This is a genomic window from Dyadobacter pollutisoli (assembly GCF_026625565.1).
Taxonomy (GTDB): domain Bacteria; phylum Bacteroidota; class Bacteroidia; order Cytophagales; family Spirosomataceae; genus Dyadobacter; species Dyadobacter pollutisoli.
The window spans coordinates 1,995,430-2,016,171 of sequence record NZ_CP112998.1; the positions used below are offsets into that span (position 1 = coordinate 1,995,430).

The 20,742-nt window shown below is 48.0% G+C and carries 11 protein-coding genes; 9 read left to right on the forward strand and 2 right to left on the reverse strand.

The annotated features are described in order from the left end of the window. Nucleotides 1-8 precede the first annotated feature (8 nt). Nucleotides 9-1,691: a PLP-dependent transferase gene (locus tag ON006_RS08300; protein WP_244818942.1), complete on the reverse strand. Its 1,683-nt coding sequence runs from the start codon at nt 1,689-1,691 to the stop codon at nt 9-11. Nucleotides 1,692-2,118: 427 nt separating this feature from the next. Between ON006_RS08300 and ON006_RS08305 the strand changes: the two genes are divergently transcribed. Beyond that, complete coding sequence (locus tag ON006_RS08305; protein ID WP_244818941.1) at nt 2,119-3,855, forward strand: T9SS type B sorting domain-containing protein; 1,737 nt, start codon at nt 2,119-2,121, stop codon at nt 3,853-3,855. A gap of 39 nt (nt 3,856-3,894) precedes the next feature. On the opposite strand, the gene ON006_RS08310 is transcribed toward ON006_RS08305, so the two are convergent. Next, nucleotides 3,895-4,395 (reverse strand): VOC family protein, encoded by a 501-nt coding sequence (locus ON006_RS08310; RefSeq protein WP_244818940.1) that lies wholly within the window; start codon nt 4,393-4,395, stop codon nt 3,895-3,897. Nucleotides 4,396-4,775: 380 nt separating this feature from the next. Between ON006_RS08310 and ON006_RS08315 the strand changes: the two genes are divergently transcribed. The 8 genes from ON006_RS08315 (at nt 4,776) to ON006_RS08350 (ending at nt 20,645) form a co-directional block, all read left to right on the forward strand. Further along, nucleotides 4,776-7,904, forward strand: coding sequence for a SusC/RagA family TonB-linked outer membrane protein (locus tag ON006_RS08315; RefSeq protein ID WP_244818939.1), 3,129 nt, complete (start codon nt 4,776-4,778; stop codon nt 7,902-7,904). A gap of 11 nt (nt 7,905-7,915) precedes the next feature. Continuing rightward, on the forward strand, nt 7,916-9,670 hold the full coding sequence (locus ON006_RS08320; protein ID WP_244818938.1) for a RagB/SusD family nutrient uptake outer membrane protein: 1,755 nt from the start codon (nt 7,916-7,918) through the stop codon (nt 9,668-9,670). An 86-nt stretch (nt 9,671-9,756) separates the two neighbouring features. After that, on the forward strand, nt 9,757-11,457 hold the full coding sequence (locus tag ON006_RS08325; protein WP_244818937.1) for a pectate lyase family protein: 1,701 nt from the start codon (nt 9,757-9,759) through the stop codon (nt 11,455-11,457). Between the two features lie 6 nt (nt 11,458-11,463). Continuing rightward, nucleotides 11,464-14,628 (forward strand): DUF6298 domain-containing protein, encoded by a 3,165-nt coding sequence (locus tag ON006_RS08330; protein ID WP_244818936.1) that lies wholly within the window; start codon nt 11,464-11,466, stop codon nt 14,626-14,628. Nucleotides 14,629-14,635: 7 nt separating this feature from the next. Next, a complete protein-coding gene (locus ON006_RS08335) occupies nt 14,636-16,204 on the forward strand; it encodes an MGH1-like glycoside hydrolase domain-containing protein (RefSeq protein WP_244818935.1) in 1,569 nt (522 codons plus the stop codon). 41 nt (nt 16,205-16,245) lie between these two features. Next, on the forward strand, nt 16,246-17,325 hold the full coding sequence (locus ON006_RS08340) for a sialidase family protein (protein ID WP_244818934.1): 1,080 nt from the start codon (nt 16,246-16,248) through the stop codon (nt 17,323-17,325). Further along, nucleotides 17,313-18,266, forward strand: coding sequence for a sugar phosphate isomerase/epimerase family protein (locus ON006_RS08345; protein ID WP_244818933.1), 954 nt, complete (start codon nt 17,313-17,315; stop codon nt 18,264-18,266). Before ON006_RS08340 ends, ON006_RS08345 begins: the two co-directional genes overlap by 13 nt. 27 nt (nt 18,267-18,293) lie before the next feature. Next, entirely contained in the window at nt 18,294-20,645 is a 2,352-nt protein-coding gene (locus ON006_RS08350; protein WP_244818932.1) for a DUF5703 domain-containing protein, read from the forward strand. Nucleotides 20,646-20,742: the final 97 nt, after the last annotated feature.

Below are 20,742 nucleotides of genomic sequence, written 5' to 3' on the forward strand. Positions count from 1 at the left end.
CCAGACTCCTAGGTGGACAACGGACGGCCCGCCGGAATGTTAATGCGCTGACGGTTTGTCGGGTATGCTGCTTTTTTGGCCGTGAATTTAGCGGTAACATATTCTACCATATCAATTTCGCCGGTTATGGTGTCGCCAACCAGCTTTCCGTAAAAGGTCATCACCACATTATCGCCCGGCACACTGTACCTGCTTTGGAACCGCACCTCGTCACCGTCAATGTTGCCGACCAGTTCTCTGGTTGCAAATTCACCCTTATGCGTGCCGAAAAGCCAATTGCCGTCCTGTTTTTCGATCAGGAAAGTATGCTTGCTTTTGCTGGTATAAAAATCAATACTCACTTCCCATCTGCCGCTCACGTCTGCCGAAGGCGCTTTCATTTGCGCCTCTGCTTTCGGTGCGCTGCGTTTGCGGGAAAGGATCTCGTGTACGCGCTCGGCCACGATCTTGTCATTGCCTGGCCCCATCATATAGGAAGCAATGGAAATAGAAGTGGTCGGAGCCGCCGAAGTATTTGCTGCCGCGCCTGCCTGAGATCTGCGGAAACCGGTTCCTACCGCGATCCGCGGTTTTGTCGTCGATAGTTCGTCGGCTACTTCCTGGCCGGTAATATTCAACTTGGTCGGGTCCCAGGTAATGGTCAGGTTGGGCGTGGCGTTGTTGAGTGCACCCTCTTCTGGTTCGCGGATCACCGCCTGCACGCTGTCAATGCCCGATACTTTCTTCACAATGGTGTCCAGCCACGAAACCCACGTTTTCATTTCAGCTTTATGGTCGCGGACAGCCCATGCTTCCACGGCAGCCAGCATTCCCACAACCTCTTCACGGCCGATCTTGTTGTCGCGGCAAGGGCCGTGGTGCGGAGCGCTCGCTTGCCATGCCGACATTAAAATATCCTTACTACCCAGCATCAAACCTGCACATTGCGGCCCGCGGATCACTTTTCCGCCACTATATGCTACCACGGAAGCGCCTGCCTGCAAGTGAATGTTCGGAATGGTCAGTCTTTCCGCAGCGGCGTCTACCAAAATTGGTACATTCAATGGTTTGGCTAGTTTGGCCACATTCCGGACCGACCACGGATCGCCGCCGGGCATCATGTAGATCATAGCAGTGCGGGGGTTCAATGCATTTTGGAGTTCTTCCAGCGTATCCACCGTGATGATTTTTACGCCGCAGTTGCGTATCGCATGGTCGTACACGTTGCGGGACGAGCGCGGGATAATTACTTCTGTTTTTTCAAAACCTTCGAGGTTAGGGATGCGGATCAGTTTCTCAGGATTTCCGCCAGCGATAATTCCGGCAGTAACCTCATTCATTCCCGCGGCACAACCAGCCGACACCATTCCCCATTCCGCTCCCGTGATTTCGGCTAGCCGCTGACCCACGCCAAATGCCAGCTCGTCGATCTGGACGTTGTACTGGCAAGCATATTCCATAGCCTGTCGTACCTCGGGAAGTTCAATCGAAGCTCCGATAATGGTAAACGTACCGCGGCAATTGATGATCGGTTCTACACCAATGGACTGGTATATCTGCGGGCCGGCTTTCAATGGCCCGGGCGCTGACACTGCCGCAGCGGTTTTTTTGAACCAGTTATTTTTACGATCGCTTTCGCCGAATGCATTGCTGACGACGCCGCCCGCAAGTGGTAAAAGGCTCAATTCTTTCAGGATTTCTCTACGTTTCATCTATGGTTAGGAATTTAAATTTTTGTTATGAGCGGTTAGTTTTTTGGTGCCTCCAGGCATCAATATTGTTTTTTCGGGCACATGACATCGCCGTCTGTAATGACAATGCTGTACTTCTTTTGCTGCGACCACGCGGTTTGGAAAAAAATACAAAAAAATAGCAGAAGAACGTAACGGTTTAACTTCATACTCGGTCACGGGTTTAGTGAAAGTGAGGCTTTATACAATGAATTGACAACAAGCCTGATATGATCAGGACACACAATTTGGGTGACAACCCCCATCGGTGCGGGACAATTATTTTTACCAAAAAAAGATAACCCGGAAAGGTACATTTTTGGAATGTAAAAAAAATGATTTTTCGGTCATTACACTGCAACAAGGGCATTATTTAGCGCGTAAAATAGTTTGTCTAACCCTGTTCTTCATGAAGCTTTTTCTACATGCATTTGCGTTTGCTTATTTATTGATTGTCCCCGCCCTGGCGCAGGTGGATTGCAGTAACATCGGTTTTGAAAAAGGTAGCACGGCAGGGTGGGTACTCACTTATGGAACTGTCACGGATGCAAACCAGGCCACGGTGTACCAAAGTGAAATCAGCGGAACCAGCGATCATTATGTGACCAGTATCAGCGACGGCAATGATGCCAAAATTCCTTCCATACCCATGGTCGCTCCCGGTAGTACGCACTCGATACGCATCGGGAATATCAACGAAGGAAGCCATTACAGCCGGATCCACGCCGATTATACCGTCACGGCAGACAACACATTGTTTCAATATAAATTTGCGGTCGTATTGCAAAATACCAGCGGGACAGGCGGGCAGGCCAATCACGAACCGTATCAGAAACCGGGATTCAACATTCTTATTTTTGACAGCAATGGAGAAGAACTGCCATGCAGCAGCTACGACATTCAATTGCAGGGCAACAATACGGTCGACGGTTTCCAGACTTCCGGCGACATTCAGTACCGTAACTGGACGACCGGTGCCATTGATCTCAGAAATTTTGTAGGTAAAACCATTACGATCGTGGTCACCGCGCACGGATGCACCCGTATGAGGCATTTCGGATATGCCTATTTTGATGCCGAATGTTTAAAATCTGAGATCAAAACCACGTCCAACTGCCCCGACGAGGAAGGTTTTCTGACCCTGGCAGCGCCGACGGGATTTGGTCAATATCAATGGAGTAATGGTGCCAGCACACAGAATGTAAAAGTAAAAGCGAGTCTGGGCGACAAGTACCACGTCGATCTCACACCGCTGGGCAGCCTGGAAGCGAGCTGCGCGCTGGGTCTGGATTATACCATTGCATTCAGGCAGAGCTCCGCCGCGATCGACAGTACGATTTGTGAAGGCGAGCAGGTTGCATTGGGCGATACCATTTACCGGACCAGCGGAACATTTATCCGAAACATCAGTAAAAGTAATGTGTGTGATAGTACAGTGACTTTGACATTGAAGGTAAACCCGGTCAGCAGTTTTACTCAAAATATCAAGATCTGTAAAGGAGAGACTTTGGCGGTAGGAGATTCGCTGTATGCGGTTTCGGGAAATTATATCAACCACATTCCCAAGATCACAGGCTGCGACAGCACCGTTATCACCAACCTGGAAGTCATTCAAATGGACGTTTCCGTGACCCCGACGTTGTCTATTACGCAGGGCGACAGCGTGCAGATACACGCGCTGGTGGAACCGTCGGGGAGCTATCATTACCTGTGGTCACCCTCCACATTGTCCTGCATTACCTGTCGGGAACCATGGGCGTCACCACCAGTTTCTACCGTTTATACATTACAGGTGACAGACAGTGAGCAGGTTTGCAAGCAATCGGCGAAAGTGCAGGTTTACGTCAAGCCGTGCGGCATTTACGCGCCGGAAGCATTTTCGCCTAATCACGATGAGCAGAATGAAGTGTTTTATGTTTACGGGAATAAATGCGTCAAGCTGATCCGGACCATGTTTATTTACAGCCGCTGGGGTGAGGTTATTTTTCAGAAGGAAAATTTTGCCGCATCAGATCCTGCCTCGGGGTGGGATGGAACCTACCACGGCACGTTGACGGCAGCGGGTGTTTATCCCTACAAAATCAAGGTAGAGCTGACAAACGGATCGTTCCTCGACTTTTCGGGTGTTGTGAATTTGCTGAGATAATGATCCTGCTTGTCAGCCCTTAGAACGGATTCGACTGTTTTACGCTCCATTGTAAGCCTTTTCGAGCGCCGCGATGTCCAGTTTCTTCATCGGGAACATGGCATTCATCGCTCTTTTGGTTCGCTCATCGTTTGGGTCGGCGACCATATCGGCGAACATAACGGGTACTACCTGCCATGAAACACCGAATTTGTCTTTTAGCCAGCCGCATTGCTGCGCTTTTGGGTCACCGCCGTCAGTTAGTTTATCCCAATAGTAATCGATTTCTTCCTGCGTTTCGCAATCGATAATGAAGGATATGGCTTCGTTAAACTGGAATATAGGCCCGCCATTGAGCCCCACAAATTTTTGCCCTTCCAATTCAAATTCAATGGTCATGACTGTTCCGGGCTGCTTACCATGAAACTCAAAACCCTCCTCGCCGTAGCGGGTGATCCTTCCGATAGATCCATTTTTGAAAACTGAGACATAAAATCTTGCCGCGTCTTCGGTTTCGGAGTCAAACCATAAATTACTGGTGATTTTCTGTGTTAGTGCCATGATTTTAAATCTTTTTGATAATGGATTGTACAAATTTATGTTTTCGTGCACACTTGCATGCGGTGTGAAACTGACAATTTCGGGGGGTGATTGCGACAGGAACTTCAATATTGAAATAATACAAATTATCGAAAAGCTTTTACTGTATTTCGATAATTTTAGATTAATTCACTTTGTGTCTTTTTAACACTTTCTTATTTTTTCGATTGGTTGCTTTATGCTTCCGCAAACGTTCCCGGCATCGTGTGCAGAAATAAAAAGTAGAAAATGCTTGCATAGTAAATGGAGTGAAAATAGACTTGATCATGGTTTCGATTGGACTTTATCAATTAAAAACCGGGGTATTATTAAAATAATGATATTTTAAATAGCTCGATTACATGACAAAAAATTTTCTACTCACTTTATTCCTTCTCGCTTCGGCATTGAGTGGAATAGCACAGACCCGCTCGCTGAAGGGCGTGGTGACGGACGGTCTTTCGAAGGAACCGCTGGCCGGTGTTTCGGTTTTACTGGCCGGAACAAATACGGGCAGCTCTACTGATGCGGAAGGGAAATTCTTATTAAATGTTCCCTCAGGTGGCGGTAGCGTCATTATTAGCTATGTGGGTTTTGTCAAACAGACCATTGAGATCGGCAATCGTACTTCGCTGGACGTAGTCCTGGAACCGGACGTAAAAGCACTGGAAGACGTGGTCGTCATCGGTTACGGAGAGCAGAAAAGATCACACCTCACCGGTGCAGTAGCAACAGTGAAAGTGAGCCAGATTGATGAGTTGCCTGTTGGAGACATTACCTCAGCATTGGCGGGCAAGCTGCCGGGCGTATCAGTGAGCGGCGGAACGGCCAGGCCAGGTACAGCGGCATCTATCGTGATCCGTAATCCTACCAAAGCCTCGAAGGACGGAGGAACCAATTCCCCATTGTATGTCATTGACGACGTGGTGCGTACCGAGGCCGATTTCCAGCTGCTGGACGCATCTGAAATAGAAAATCTATCCATTCTGAAAGATGGTGCCGCGGCGGTTTACGGTGCCAGGGCTGCGCTGGGCGTGGTGGTTGTACGGACGAAACGCGGCAAAGCAGGCAAGCCGCAGGTGAATTACACCACCACTTTCGGAAGCTCGGAAGCATCTTATAAGCCAAAAGTAATGAATGGCGTACAACTTGCTACCTACCTGAACGACTACAACAAAACAAGGGGCCTGGCTGCGACGGATCCGGAATTTTACTCGCCCGACGAGCTTGAACATTTCAAGAACAATAATTACAATTGGTTTGATATGGCCTGGAAACCGTCGCTGAACACCAGGCACACAGTCAATATCAGTGGTGGAACTGAGCGCGCGACATTTTTTGCTGGCGCGGCTTATTTTTACCAAAATGGTAATGTGGACAATATCAGCTATAAAAAATGGAATTTCCGCGCCAGTACCGATGTGAAGGTGACCAATCACATTAAAGTCGGCCTGGGCGTGAGCGGTAATTTGTCGGATAATAAGCTGTTTTATCTAAAACAGGGTGGTGAAAATGTTGAAAAGGATGTGACCAATCTTTTGAACACGCCACAGTTTATCCCACCCTATGTGGGCGGCCTTCCGGTGTTGCTGCCGGGTGGTTCGAGTACAACCGGCTTTCATTTTTTTGAAGCCCAAAAACTCAACAACTACACCCGTGCCAGAAACGTGGTGCTCAATATCAATGCCTACCTGGAATATAATGTGCCGTTTGTTCCGGGCCTGAAAATCAGGACAGTTTACAACAAAAATCTGGGCAATGACTGGGGAAAGCAGTTTGGTACCTATTATAAAGTGTATGGGTTTTCGATGCAAGGCGAGAACAGGCACATTTTCGGAGGTACACCCAACGCACCGACCAGGCTTAACAATGGTGACAGGCTTCGGTTCAATCCGGGATATACGGATGGCTATCAGATGAATGTCAACCTGAGCTATGCAAAGGATTTCGGCAGACATTCGGTGAGTGCACTGGCCCTTGTGGAGCAGTCGGAAATTTATTCTGAAAGCATTGCCACGATGAAGGAAGGTATTTTTGAAGGCGGAAATGACTATTTAATGTCGGCACTGGGAGCAAAGGATATTGGTCCTAACTCGGCCAATGAAACAGGGATACTGTCCTACGTGGGCCGCCTTAATTACAGCTACGCTGACAAATACCTTTTGGAAGCATCATTCAGAAGGGATGCTTCCACCAAGTTTGCGCCCGAATATCGCTGGGGCACATTCCCACAATTATCTGCCGGTTGGGTCATTTCGGAGGAGAATTTATTCAAAGAAAAAGTCGCATTCGTTAATTTCCTGAAACTGCGGGCATCGATCGGATTTTTGGGGGGCGACCGTACTGCGGCCTGGCAATGGTTGCAGCGTTATACGCCCCAGGCTTCCAATGGAGCAGTTTTTGGCGGAAACAGCGACCGAACTGTTGGCATCAAACTGGAAAAACTACCTAATTACTTTGGCCGCTGGGATGATGTAACCAAGAAGAACATCGGTCTGGACGCGTCATTTCTCAACAACAGATTGTCGGCCACTGTGGATGCATTTCACGATCACGGGTACAACCTGCTGACCACGCTTTCGTCCTCAGTTCCACTCACAGTCGGTTCAGTGATGCCTTCTGAAAACTTCGAAACAGTGAATTCGTTTGGTTTTGAATTTTCTACCGGCTGGAATGATAAGATAGGAAAGAATATCAATTACAACGTAAATGCATTCCTCGCCTGGAACGACAACCGTAATGTGCTAGTGGATGTGGCCAATGTGAATGTGGGTACCTGGCTGGATCCTACCGGCATGTCGAGTGACCGCGGTGTGCGCGGCTACCGTTATCTGGGTATGTTCAGGTCGCAGCAGGAAGTGGACCAGTACCTCGAAAAGAATGCAGATTACTCTATTTTTGGACAAAAACCCAAACCGGGAATGCTATACTACCAGGACATTCGCGGTCCACGGCAGACAGACGGAAGCTACGCCGCACCGGACGGGAAAATCACCGAGGACGATGAGGATTGGCTGACTAATAAAGAAAACAACCACTATACTTTCGGCGTTTCGCTAGGTTTTGGCTTTAAAGGTTTCAGGCTGGATATGGTCACGGCCGGGTCATTCGGCGGGCAGGCCTCCATTGAATCGGACGCACGTAAAAAAGCGGGCAAGGATGTGTCACGGCCTGTTTTTTGGGCTGATCATTACACGCCTGAAAACCCGAACGCAAAGTATCCTGATCCTTTTTACGAGGATACTTATAATGTGGTATCGTCATTTTGGTTCCGGAATTCATTTTCCCTGCGTATGCGTAGCCTGAACGTATCGTACGCGCTCGGTCCGAATGTCACGAAGCGCCTGGGTGTAACTGCCCTGAAATTCATCGGCGTGGCTATGAACCCTGTCAATTTTTACAATCCATACGACTACAAAGACGCGGCCGGTACCTATAATGTATACCCGGTGATGCGGACATGGTCTTTGGGATTAAACCTTACACTTTAAAACTGACTGAAATGAAATCGCAACATATCGTTATCATTTTGAGTGCAATGGTTTTGTCAGCCTGCGAAAAGGTGCTGGACAAAACCGATCTGTCGGCCTTCAATGAAGAGCAGGTTTTCAATGATTCATTGCTGGCAAGAGGTTATGTGGATTATGTTTATGATCAAAACCTGCCCGTGTGGCCTACGGGTGACTTTCTTAAATGTACAGATGAGATTTCCGGAGAAACCAGGTTTTTTGAAGGTACCGTTCAGGTTAACACGGTCGCTGATTTCGGGACTTCTGTGAATGCGACCAATAATTACGGTAAGATCCGGTCGATTAACCAGTTTCTGGCCAAGATGCCTTCGGGCGATCTTAGTGAAAGTTATAAAAAGCAGCTAATGGCGCAGGTCGCGTTTTTCAGGGCTTACCGCTATTTTGACCTGGTACAGCTATATGGCGGTGTTCCGCTGGTTCTGGAACCATTGGATGCGATTGGCCAAGAGGCTAAGAATGAGGCTGCTATTCCGCGTGCGGCTACTTCTGAAAGCATAGGGCAAATTGTAAAAGACCTGGATTTTGGCATTGAAAACCTCCCTGGGAAATGGACTAATTCCAACGATTGGGGCCGTATTACGAGCGGCGCTGCGGCAGGCTTCAAAGGACGGATATTGCTGCATTGGGCAAGCCCGCAGTTTAATCCCCATGACCTTCCCGAACGCTGGCAGGCGGCTTACGACGCCAATAAAAAAGCGATCGAGCTGCTTTCAGCCAATGGTTTTAAACTCCATAATAGTTTCAAAGACCTGTGGTTTACAGAAGCTAATAATCCCGAAGCCGTGTGGGTAACTTGCTACAATAATAAAGTAGGCGACCAGATCAATAAGAACCAGACCTGGGATAACAACACCCGGCCGTCGTACCTGGGCACGGGCAGCGGCTCCAATCAACCTACCTGGGAAGTGACGCAGGCATTTCCGATGAAAAACGGGAAAGATATCAATGAAAAAGGGTCTGGTTACGATCCACAACTGTTCTATAAAAACCGCGACCCACGTTTTGACCAGACGATTGCATTCAATGGTGCTACCTGGCATATCAATGGAAACAGTAACTACAGGCTCTGGACTTACATGGTCAACAATAAAACAGTGGAGCAAAAGGCGACTGTAAGCGGATTTTACGTGCGTAAAGCCATTGACCCTAACCTGGCGACAGGCGCGGTAGCCAATAGCGGCACCGACTGGATCGAAATGCGTTATGCCGAAGTGATGCTGAACCTGGCGGAAGCGGCCTGCGGGATCAGCAAACTGGACGAAGCCTACACGCAACTGACCGAGATCAGAAAACGGGCGGGTATAGAGGCGGGTGCCGATGGATTGTATGGATTGAAACCTGAAATGACACGTCAGGAAATGTTTGAAGCCATTCTGCACGAGCGGCAGATCGAGCTGGCTTTTGAGGGAAAACGTTTCTGGGACCTGCGCCGCTGGAAGCAATTTGAACCAAAACTGAATGGTAAAAGGCGTACCGGCGTGACCATTAATTTGAAAACATCGGCCATTTCAGCCGAAAATTTCGCAGCCCGCCGCGACGGAATGAGCCTGGATTCAGCCTATCGTAATTATTTTGAAATCGTCCCCAAGCCACTCGATACCAAGTACACGATCAATTGGTTGCCCGAATACTATTTCTTCGCCATTCCTTCGACGGCTTTGTCCAATAATTCAAGACTGGAACAAAATATCGGCTGGCCTTCGGGGACGTTTGATCCTTTGAAATAAACAAGACTTAACGAGACTTACCAAGTCTTCAAGACTTGGCAAGTCTTACTTTGACCAAAGCAAAAGAAACAAAATCAACCTACCATATGACCTTGAATCCAAAACATTTCATCTCACTCCTAAGCATTGTCTCCCTACTGACAACCGCGACAGCATTTGCCCAGTACCCTAAAATCCCCGCTGCTGCGAAAAAAACAAGCGATTCATTGCTCGCTGAGGCAGAGCGCAAATCCGAAATCGCATGGCAAAAAGCGTTGCCGATCATCGAGCAGGAGGCCAAAAAAGGCAAACCTTACATTCCATGGGCAGCCAGGCCGGTTGATCTTCCACAATCTGACATTCCTGCATTTCCCGGTGCAGAAGGCGGCGGCGCATTTAGTTTTGGCGGCCGGGGAGGTAAGGTGTATGTAGTTACCAGCCTGGCCGATAGCGGCCCGGGTACGTTGCGTGATGCCTGCGAAAAAGGTGGAGCCCGTATTATTGTGTTTAATGTGGCCGGTATCATTCGTATCAAAACGCCGCTCATTATCCGTGCTCCTTACATTACCATTGCAGGACAAACTGCTCCGGGCGATGGTGTTTGTGTGGCGGGAGAAACGGTTTGGATCAATACCCATGATGTGGTGATAAGGCATATGCGGTTCCGCCGTGGCGAGACTTTTGTGGGTCGCCGTGATGATTCTATCGGCGGTAACCCCATTGGAAATATAATGATAGACCACGTTTCTGCGAGCTGGGGATTGGATGAAAACATGTCAATGTATCGTCACATGTACAACGATAGCACGGGTGCTCCGGAACAAAAGCTGCCGACAGTGAATATTACGATACAGAATTCTATCTTTTCGGAAACACTCGATACATGGAACCACTCTTTCGGAAGCACGCTGGGCGGTGAGAACTGCACATTTATGCGGAATTTGTGGGCTAATAATGCGGGGAGAAATCCGTCGATCGGCTGGTTTGGTATTTTCAACTTTACCAACAATGTGGTTTTCAATTGGGTGCACCGATCCATTGATGGAGGCGACTACCGGGCGATGTACAACATTGTCAATAACTATTTCAAACCCGGTCCGCAGACGCCAAAAGATTCGCCAATCGGGTACCGTATCCTGAAACCGGAAGCGGGCAGGAGCAAGCTGGATCACTTGGTTTTCGGCCGTGCTTACGTTTCCGGTAATATCATGGAGGGCCATGAAAAGGTCACCAAGAACAACTGGGACGGCGGCGTTCAGGTAGAAGATCTGCCAAATAGCGGCAAGTACCAGGATCAGATCAAATGGAACCAACCGCTTCCTATGCCCCGGTTTCCGATCATGTCGGCCAAAGAATCTTTCACATACGTGCTCGACAATGCGGGAGCGACATTGCCCAAACGCGATCCTGTGGATACCCGCGTGACCACGCAGGTACGCACTGGAAACATTAACCCGATCGATGGTGTGAAACTGCCCAAAACGCAGTTTGAGCATCGCCGTCTGCCGATTGATTCTTACAAAAATGGCATCATTACCGACGTTTCACAGGTAGGAGGTTACCCCGAATACAAAGGAACACCATACCCTGACGCAGACAACGACGGTATGCCCGATGACTGGGAGAACAAGGTTGGCCTAAACCCGAAAGACGCTTCTGACGCTCAGAAGGATATGAGCGGGGATGGTTATTCCAACATTGAAAAGTTCATCAATGGCATCGATCCGAAGAAAAAAACGGATTGGAAAGATCCGAATAACAACCACGACACATTGGCATCATCGAAAACTTCATCAGGCAAAAAATAAGGTTAATTGAAAACGGATAGTTACATATCTAGGGTTACGGTTTCGGATACAATCCTGTTTTTAACGGGATTGTATTTACTTATTTCCTTTGCGTCTGTGGCGCAGAAGAATGTGAAGCCGCCCTCGCCAGTCGCGCAGGGACAGGATGGAAAGCTACTTTACCACCCTGATTCGCTGGGTAACCGGATCATCGATTTTTCACATTGCGGCTATATGGGCGGCGATCAGGCCATTCCTCGGGTACCGGCTGCGGTGGTGGTTCCTGTCAAACCAGGAGACGCTACGCTCAGAATCCAGTCCGCATTGGATTATGTTGCGACTTTGCCGAGGGATGCAAATGGAATACGAGGCGCGGTATTGTTGGAAAAAGGCATTCATACCATTCATGGAGGTCTTTTGATCAAAAATTCAGGTGTGGTATTGAGAGGGAGCGGCGTTGGAAAAAACGGAACTACTTTGCTCGGAGCTGGTGTGAGCCGGGAAACCATTGTCAGGGTTTTGGGTAAAAATGATTTAAAAACAACCCGGAAAGTAAAGATTACTGATGCATACGTCCCTGTTAATGCAATCACGTTCAGCGTTGAAAATGCATCGGCATTCAAACTCGGCGACCGCATTCAGATCCGCAGACCATCCACAAAAGAGTGGATCAGGGATTTGAAAATGGAAGAATTTGGAGGGGAAACCGGTTGGCTGGGCTGGAAGCCGCGCCAGCGGGATATCGTTTGGGATCGGCAGATTACTGCCGTTTCGGGTAATGTACTGACCATTGATGTACCCATCACCACTGCACTTGACGCTCACTATGGCGGGGGAGAAGTGGCGATTTATCAATGGCCAGGCAGGATCAGCCAGGTAGGAATTGAAAATCTGACCATTGAATCCACTTTTGACCAGACCAATGTCAAAGACGAAGACCATCGCTGGATGGGTATTACCTTCGAAAATGTCGAAAACGCCTGGGTTCGCCAGGTTCATTTCAAACATCTGGCAGGTTCGGCGGTAGCGATTTACGAAACCGCCTCCAAGGTTACCGTCGAGGATTGCAAATCAACGGAACCAATATCTGAAATTGGCGGCCAACGCCGATATACATTCTTTACCCAGGGCCAGCAAACGCTGTTTCAAAGGTGTTATGCGGCAAATGGTTACCATGATTTTGCAGTGGGTTTTTGCGCTGCCGGGCCGAATGCATTCGTCCAATGCGAGTCCCATTTGCCTTTCAGTTTCAGCGGTTCCGTCGATAGTTGGGCGTCCGGTGTTCTTTTTGACAATGTAAATGTCGACGGCAATGCGTTGTCTCTAAAAAACCGCGGGCAGGATGGACAAGGCGCCGGCTGGACGGCGGCGAATTGCGTGCTATGGCAATGTTCGGCTTCCCGGGTTGACAATTTCAGCCCGCCATTCACGAGGAATTACGCTTTCGGGATCTGGTCACAATTTGCAGGGGATGGTTATTGGGAAAATGTAAATGAACACATTCAGCCCCGAAGCTTGTACTATGCCCAACTGTCGGAACGAAGGGGCAGGGAGGCTTTTGAAAATGCATTTTTAATTCCAAAAGAATCAGAAGCTTCCAGTAGTCCAACGCTCGAACAGGCAGCCAAACTGGCGGCATCATCCCATATTCCAGTCGCTACATTAGCTGAATGGGTCGATAGCGCGCCTCAGCGGAATGTGATTTCGGTTGCGCATTCCAATGTCAAGACCATTGATGAAATAGGTGTTAAAGAACCTGTTAAACCAAAGCTATTGCCTCCGTTAATGATCAAAAATGGCTGGGTGGTACGTGGTGATGAGGTGGTTACAGGAAACCGGCAAGAGGTGCCTTGGTGGCGTGGAAGTATTCGTCCGCACGATGTGCAGACTGCCAAGCCGCACATCACCAGGTTTGTACCCGGTAGAAATGGAAGTGGCCTGACTGACGATCCGGCAGCTTTGACGGATTCACTTTTGGCAAAGAACATTACCGTACTCGATCATAATTACGGTCTTTGGTACGATCGCCGCAGGGACGATCACGAGCGCATCCGCCGCATGGACGCGGAAGTTTGGCCGCCATTTTACGAGCAGCCTTTCGCAAGAAGCGGTAAGGAAACTGCCTGGGATAATCTCAGCAAATATGATCTGACAAGATACAATGGTTGGTACTGGGCCCGGCTGCGGCAGTTTGTGTCCCTCGCCGATCAGAAAGGGCTGGTGCTTTACCATCAGCATTATTTTCAGCACAACATCCTGGAAGCGGGGGCACATTACGCTGATTTTCCCTGGCGGAGTGCGAATAACATCAATCAGACAGGATTTCCAGAGCCGCCACCCTACGCGGGTGACAAGCGGATTTTTATGGCTGAACAATTTTACGACGTTCAGGACCCGGTCAGAAAAGCATTACATAAGGCTTATATCCGCCAATGTCTGGACAATTTCAAGGATCAAAGCAGTGTCATTCAGTTCGTGAGTGCAGAATACACCGGGCCGCTTCATTTCGTGAAGTTTTGGCTGGATGTGATTGCTGAATGGGAGAAAGAGACGGGCAAAAATGCATTGGCGGCATTGAGCACCACGAAAGATGTTCAGGATGCGATTTTGAATGACCCCTATTATTCCAAAATCGTTGACATCATCGACATTCGTTATTGGCATAACCGTCCCGAGGGAACTACTTACGCACCGGAAGGAGGCAAAAATCTGGCACCGAGACAGCATGCGCGTATTCAGAAAACGGGAAAGGTTTCTTTTGAAGCCATTTATAAATCCGTGCTCGAATACCGCCAGAAATATCCTGAAAAGGCGGTCTTGTATTCATCAGACGGCTATGATGGTCATGGCTGGGCGGTTTTAATGGCCGGAGGATCTATCAGCGCGATACCGGTTGTCAAGGCCAAAGGATTTTTGTCGGCAGCTTCTTCCATGAAACCAATGCAGATTTCGGGACATTACGCGCTGGCTGATCCGAACAAAGGGCTGATCATTTACCAGGATTCAAACCAGGCATTTGACCTCGATTTAACTGATTGGAAAGGTAATTATCTGCTCCGCCGCATTGATTGCAAAACTGGTAATGAAATTGGTAACATGGAGAAAATTAATGGCGGAAGGGTTTTGAAAATCAGAACTTTAAATAACATTTCATCAGCAACACCAGTCATTTTATGGTTGTCAAAAAAATAGAATACGCATGAGAATACCGGCATACATTTTTCTTTTCACGTTGATAGCAATCAGTTCGTGCTCAAAGCGAAGTACCGGCCCGGCAGTGTTGAAAGCGGAACGTTTTCGGCATCATGTCGAGCATTTCAATCGCATGGAGGATGAAAATAAGGTCAATGCGATTTCCAATGCGCAGTCTTGGGACTGGATGAAGGCCAACATTCCACTGTTCGATTGTCCGCAGGATAACTTTCAGGAAATCTACTATTACCGCTGGTGGACATTCCGAAAACACATTCATCAGACGCCGCAGGGCTATATTTTCACGGAATTCCTCGTCGACCGCAACTACGCGGACAAGTATAACATGATCAGTTGCGCGCTGGGGCACCATATATATGAGGGCAGGTGGCTGCACGACCAGCGTTATCTGAACGATTATGTACACATATGGTACCGCGGCAATGAGGGCGGGCGCATGAAAAAACTGCTGACTTTCAGTAGCTGGACGGCTGACGCCCTTTATAACAGGTATAAGGTAACGAACGACAAGGGTTTTCTGACGGATATGTTGCACGATCTGGATCAGGAATATCGGACCTGGGAAAAGGACCGGCGAACCGAGAGTGGGCTTTTCTGGCAATCGGATGTGAAAGATGGCATGGAGGAGTCGCTGAGCGGCGGCAGGAGAGAGCAAAATGCGAGGCCGACGATCAACAGTTATATGTTCGGAAATGCGAAAGCGCTTTCTGCGATTGCTACATTGCAAGGTGACAAATCCTTGGCTGCAACATATAAATCCAAAGCTGATACATTAAAAAATCTGATTGAAAAGAAGCTTTGGAATAACGACAGCCAGTTTTTTGAAACAGTGCAGAAGAGAGGAAATGGGCCGTTCGCTGGCGTGAGAGAGGCGATCGGATTTATTCCGTGGTACTTCAATTTACCAGACGAAAAATACGACGCGGCCTGGCAGCAAGTGAGTGACCCGAAAGGTTTCAGGGCACCGTTTGGCCTTACTACCGCCGAGCGCAGGCATCCTGATTTTCGTACCCGGGGCTGCTGTAAATGTGAATGGGACGGCGCTGTCTGGCCATTCGCCACCGCACAAACATTGACCGGCATGGCTAATCGCATGAACCTGACCAGCAACAAGATACTGAATGATACGACCTATTTCCGCTTGCTCGAATTGTATGTGGAATCACAATACTATCGTGGTAGACCCTACATTGGCGAATACCTGGACGAAACAACCGGCTACTGGCTGAAAGGGGACCAGGAAAGGAGCCGTTACTACAACCATTCGACATTCAATGACCTGATTATCTCAGGATTAGTGGGTTTGCGGCCGAGGGAAGATGATGTCATTGAAATAAATCCGCTCATTCCTGCGGACAGGTGGGACTGGTTTTGCCTGGATAACGTGCTGTATCACGGCAAGATCCTGACCATTATCTGGGACAAAAACGGAGATCATTATAAAAAGGGGAAAGGCTTGCAGGTCCTTGTGAACGGAAAGCAGGCTGGATCGGCACCAAGTCTGCAAAAGATCATGGTGACGAAAATGCCTTTGGAAAAGAGTACCAACAAATAAACCGAATTTGACCAGTGCCGAGCGCACAAAACCTGAATCCAATGAAATACATCAGATTATCATTTGTATTACTGGTCGCCTGGGCCACGATTACCTCTTCAAAAGCGCAGAAGAAAGAAGGCATTCTTACGGACGAGTTTATTTTCGAAAAAGCTCCGTTTCCTGAAAGTCACGCATCAACCATTGCTGAGACTCCTACGGGGTTAGTGGCGGCATGGTTCGGCGGTACGAAGGAGCGGAATCCTGATGTTGGCATCTGGGTAAGTCGCTCTGTGAGTGGTAAATGGACTGCTCCTGTTGAAGTAAGTAATGGTATTATTAACGACACATTGCGCTATGCTTGCTGGAACCCGGTTTTGTACCAGATTCCGAAAGGAGATCTGCTGCTTTTTTACAAAGTAGGCCCGAATGTGCCAAAATGGAAGGGGTATATGCTTACTTCCAAAGACAATGGAAAGTCATGGTCTAAACCGCATGCATTACCGGACGGTTTTTTAGGGCCGATTAAAAATAAACCTGTTTTGCTGTCAAACGGCGAGCTTTGGTGCCCGTCGAGCATGGAAGGAAATGGCTGGAAAGTGCATTTTGAGGTAACATCGGACTTTGGAAAAACCTGGCGTAAAGTAGGGCCGATTAATGATGGTAAATTGGTTAACGCCATTCAGCCAAGCCTCCTGCTGCACAGAAACGGCGATTTACAGATTTTATGCCGTAGCCAGAACCGGTCTATTATGGAATCCTGGTCAAAGGACAATGGTAAAACCTGGTCGGAAATGAAGGCTTCGAGCCTGCCGAATAATAACTCGGGAACGGATGCTGTGACGCTGCATGATGGTCGGCAACTTTTGGTTTATAATCACGTGAAACCACCAGGAATGGAGAAGAAAGGCCCGCGTACCCCGCTGAATGTGGCGATCTCGGATGATGGTAAAAATTGGGAAGCGGCGCTCGTGCTGGAAGATTCTCCGATCAGCCAGTACTCGTATCCTTCTGTGATCCAGACCGCCGACGGGATGGTGCACGTGGTTTATACCTGGCGCAGGGAGCGCATCAAATACGTGAAAATCGATCCTTCGAAATTGACATCAAAACCTATAATTGACGAGAAATGGCCGAATTGAATGAGAAGATGCAAGTAGCGAGACTTACCAAGTCTTCAAGACTTGGCAAGTCTTTGGTCGGAAGACGAACATTTATTCGCAATATGGTAGCCCTATCCCTATTGCCTTCCCTGACTTGGGCAGCGTCAAATAGGAAAAAGAAACCTCGCTACAAAATTGCGGTCATTGATCTGATGATACTCAAACGTCAGAAATTGAGTGCATTACCATTAGCGAAAGAGATCGGTGCCGACGGACTGGAAGTGGATATGGGTGGATTGGGAACGCGCGAAACTTTTGACAACAAACTGGCCGATCCGGAAGTCAGGAAGCAATACATTGAAAAATTGAAGGAGCTCAATCTGGAAATTTGTTCGTTGGCCATGACCGGTTTCTACGCACAATCATTTGCAAAAAGAGAGGGCGTTGAAAAAATGGTATCTGACTGCATTACTACCATGCAGCAGCTGAATGTGCAGGTAGCATTCCTGCCGCTGGGTGTTCAGGGAGATCTGGTTAAAAACCCGGAACTAAGACCATTGATTGTGGAAAGACTGAAAATGATAGCGCCTCTGGCTGAAAAAGCGGGGGTCACCATTGGAATTGAAACTGCTTTGAATGCTACGGAAGAAGTAAAACTGCTGAAAGAAGTGGGGTCAAAAGCGATACAGATCTATTTTAACTTTTCCAATGCGCTGGAAGGCGGAAGGGACGTCTGCGAAGAGCTCAAAATTCTTGGCAAAGACCGGATTTGTCAGATTCACTGCACAGACAAGGACGGTGTATGGCTTGAAAATAACACACGGCTGGATATGAAAAAGGTGAAAAGCACTTTGGACAAAATAGGTTGGAAAGGCTGGTTGGTGATAGAAAGATCGAGAGATGCCAACAAGCCGCAGGACGTGAGAGGTAATTTTGGTGCTAATACTGCCTACATGAAATCCATATTTCAGCCAGTGTAACCGATTGATAATGATTAGAGTAAGTAAATGTCAAAACCTCCATTGCTTCGACTTCTGTTTTTTTGCCTGATTATTTTTTGTGCGGGTAATGTCACAGGCCAGACATTTTCGGCAGAGATGTATGATCTCAAATGGAAAAGCCAGAGCACTAATTCGGGTGAGTCGATGCCTTGTGGTGGCGGGGATATTGGTCTGAATGTGTGGGTTGAAAAGGGTGATATCCTTTTTTACATGTCGCGCAGCGGCACATTGGACGAAAACAATGTTTTTCCTAAATTGGGTAGGGTACGTATCAAGCTTTATCCAAATCCTTTTGAAGCTGGTTCATCATTTGAGCAGGAATTGAAATTGAAGGAGGGATATGTGCTGATTACCGGTCAAAAGGGAAACCTGCGGGCGAATGTAAAGATTTGGGTGGACGTGTTTCGCCCGGTGGTGCAGGTGGAAGTGAGTAGTAGCAAGCCGGTACAGATGGTGGCAGCGTATGAAAGCTGGCGGACCCGGGATCGGGAATTAAAAGGACTTGAAAAGAATTCGAGCTCTTTTAAATGGGTGAAAGAGAAAGTTGTTGTTTTTAAAGACAGCATACAAGTCAGCAAAAATGGTGTACTGTTTTATCATAGAAACCGTGATTCTACGGTTTTTGACAAGATTGTCACCCAGCAGAAACTGGATCCCGTCAAGTTGCAACTTTGGAATCCGCTAAAAGGACTGACCTACGGCGGATTCATGACGGGAAATAATATGGTACGGGATGAATCGGACCGTCGGGCTTTGGGAAAATATGCCAGTATTGATTTCCAATCTTTTAAACTCAAAAGCAAAACCGCTTCTCGCAGTCACCGGCTTAACGTTTATCTGCATATTGGCCAAACTGAAAGCATTGATCAATGGAAAAAAGGGTTGGGAAACGTTCAAAAGGAAGCCCTGCTTGCTGAAAACCAATCGCGTCAAAAAACACTGGACTGGTGGAAGCAATACTGGGAAAAGAGCCATATTGCACTGAATATTTCGAAGGTAGATCATAGTTCTCCGGTATGGCAGGTGGGGCGCAACTATCAGCTCTTTCGCTACATGCTGGGTTGTAATGCTTTTGGAACTTTGCCTACGAAATTTAATGGCGGATTGTTTACCTACGATCCTGTTTTCGTCGACTCAGCATACAAATTCAGTCCTGATCACCGGAACTGGGGCGGCGGCACTTTCACCGCCCAGAACCAGCGGCTTGTTTACGGTCCAATGCTGAAAAGTGGTGATTCTGAATGGATGAAGCCACAATTCGAATTTTATCAAAAGGCATTGGGCAACGCAGAAATTCGTACTAAACATTACTGGGGACATGGCGGGCCATCATTTACCGAGCAAATGGAATACTTCGGTCTGCCCAACTATGCGGAGTACGGTTCCAAAAGACCGGCCGATTTTGATCCCGGTTTGGAGTTCAATCCCTGGCTGGAATACCTCTGGGACACTTCTCTTGAATTTTGTTTCATGATCCTCGAAAAACACCGTTTTACCCGGGAAGACATCAGTCGCTATCTGCGGCTCATTGAAAGCTGTGTTGACTTTTTCGACGAACATTATCAGTATCTGGCTAGCAAAAGAAGCGCAAAAACACTGGACCAGAATGGAAAGTTGGTGTTGTACCCCGGATCCTCCGCTGAAACATATAAAATGGCTTATAATTCGACCACCACGATTGCAGGCCTTACCAGCGTGCTGGACAGACTCATTCAATTGCAAAGCCCAACGATAGACGGAAGCACACGTGCTAAATGGATTGCGCAGCGCAAACGGATTCCGCCGCTCAGTTTCCGGGAAATGGAGGGACATAAAACCATAGCGCCCGCACAAGCCTGGGAAAGGATACAGAACACTGAGATTCCGCAGCTATACCCGGTTTTTCCTTTCGGGATGTATGGAATCGGCCAGCCTGACCTGAATGTGGCGATTAATACCTGGAAGTACGATACGGATGCGATCAAAAACCGGAACTATACCAGCTGGCACCAGGACAATATCTTTTGCGCTAGATTAGGCCTTACCGAAGAAGCTGCTGCTTTGACCATTAAAAAATTGCAAGATTCAGGCCGGCGTTTTCCAGCTTTCTGGGGCCCGGGCCACGATTGGGTTCCAGACCACAATTGGGGCGGTTCTGGGATGATTGGATTGCAGGAGATGCTCATGCAGACGGTTACTGATACTATTTATCTCTTCCCGGCCTGGCCAAAAGAGTGGGACGTTAATTTCAAACTGCACGCACCTTACCAAACCATCGTGGAAGGAGAGTTGAAAAATGGAATTCTGGTGAACCTGTATGTCATCCCGGAATCACGGCGTAAAGACATTGTAGTATTAAGCGACGTCAAATTGAAATGACTTTTATTGCTGTTGCTTTTAATTTTTTCTTTTTATTTCGATTATTTTTCTTTCATATTTACTTTTGGATGAGACGTCAGTCCTAATGCGTCGCTTC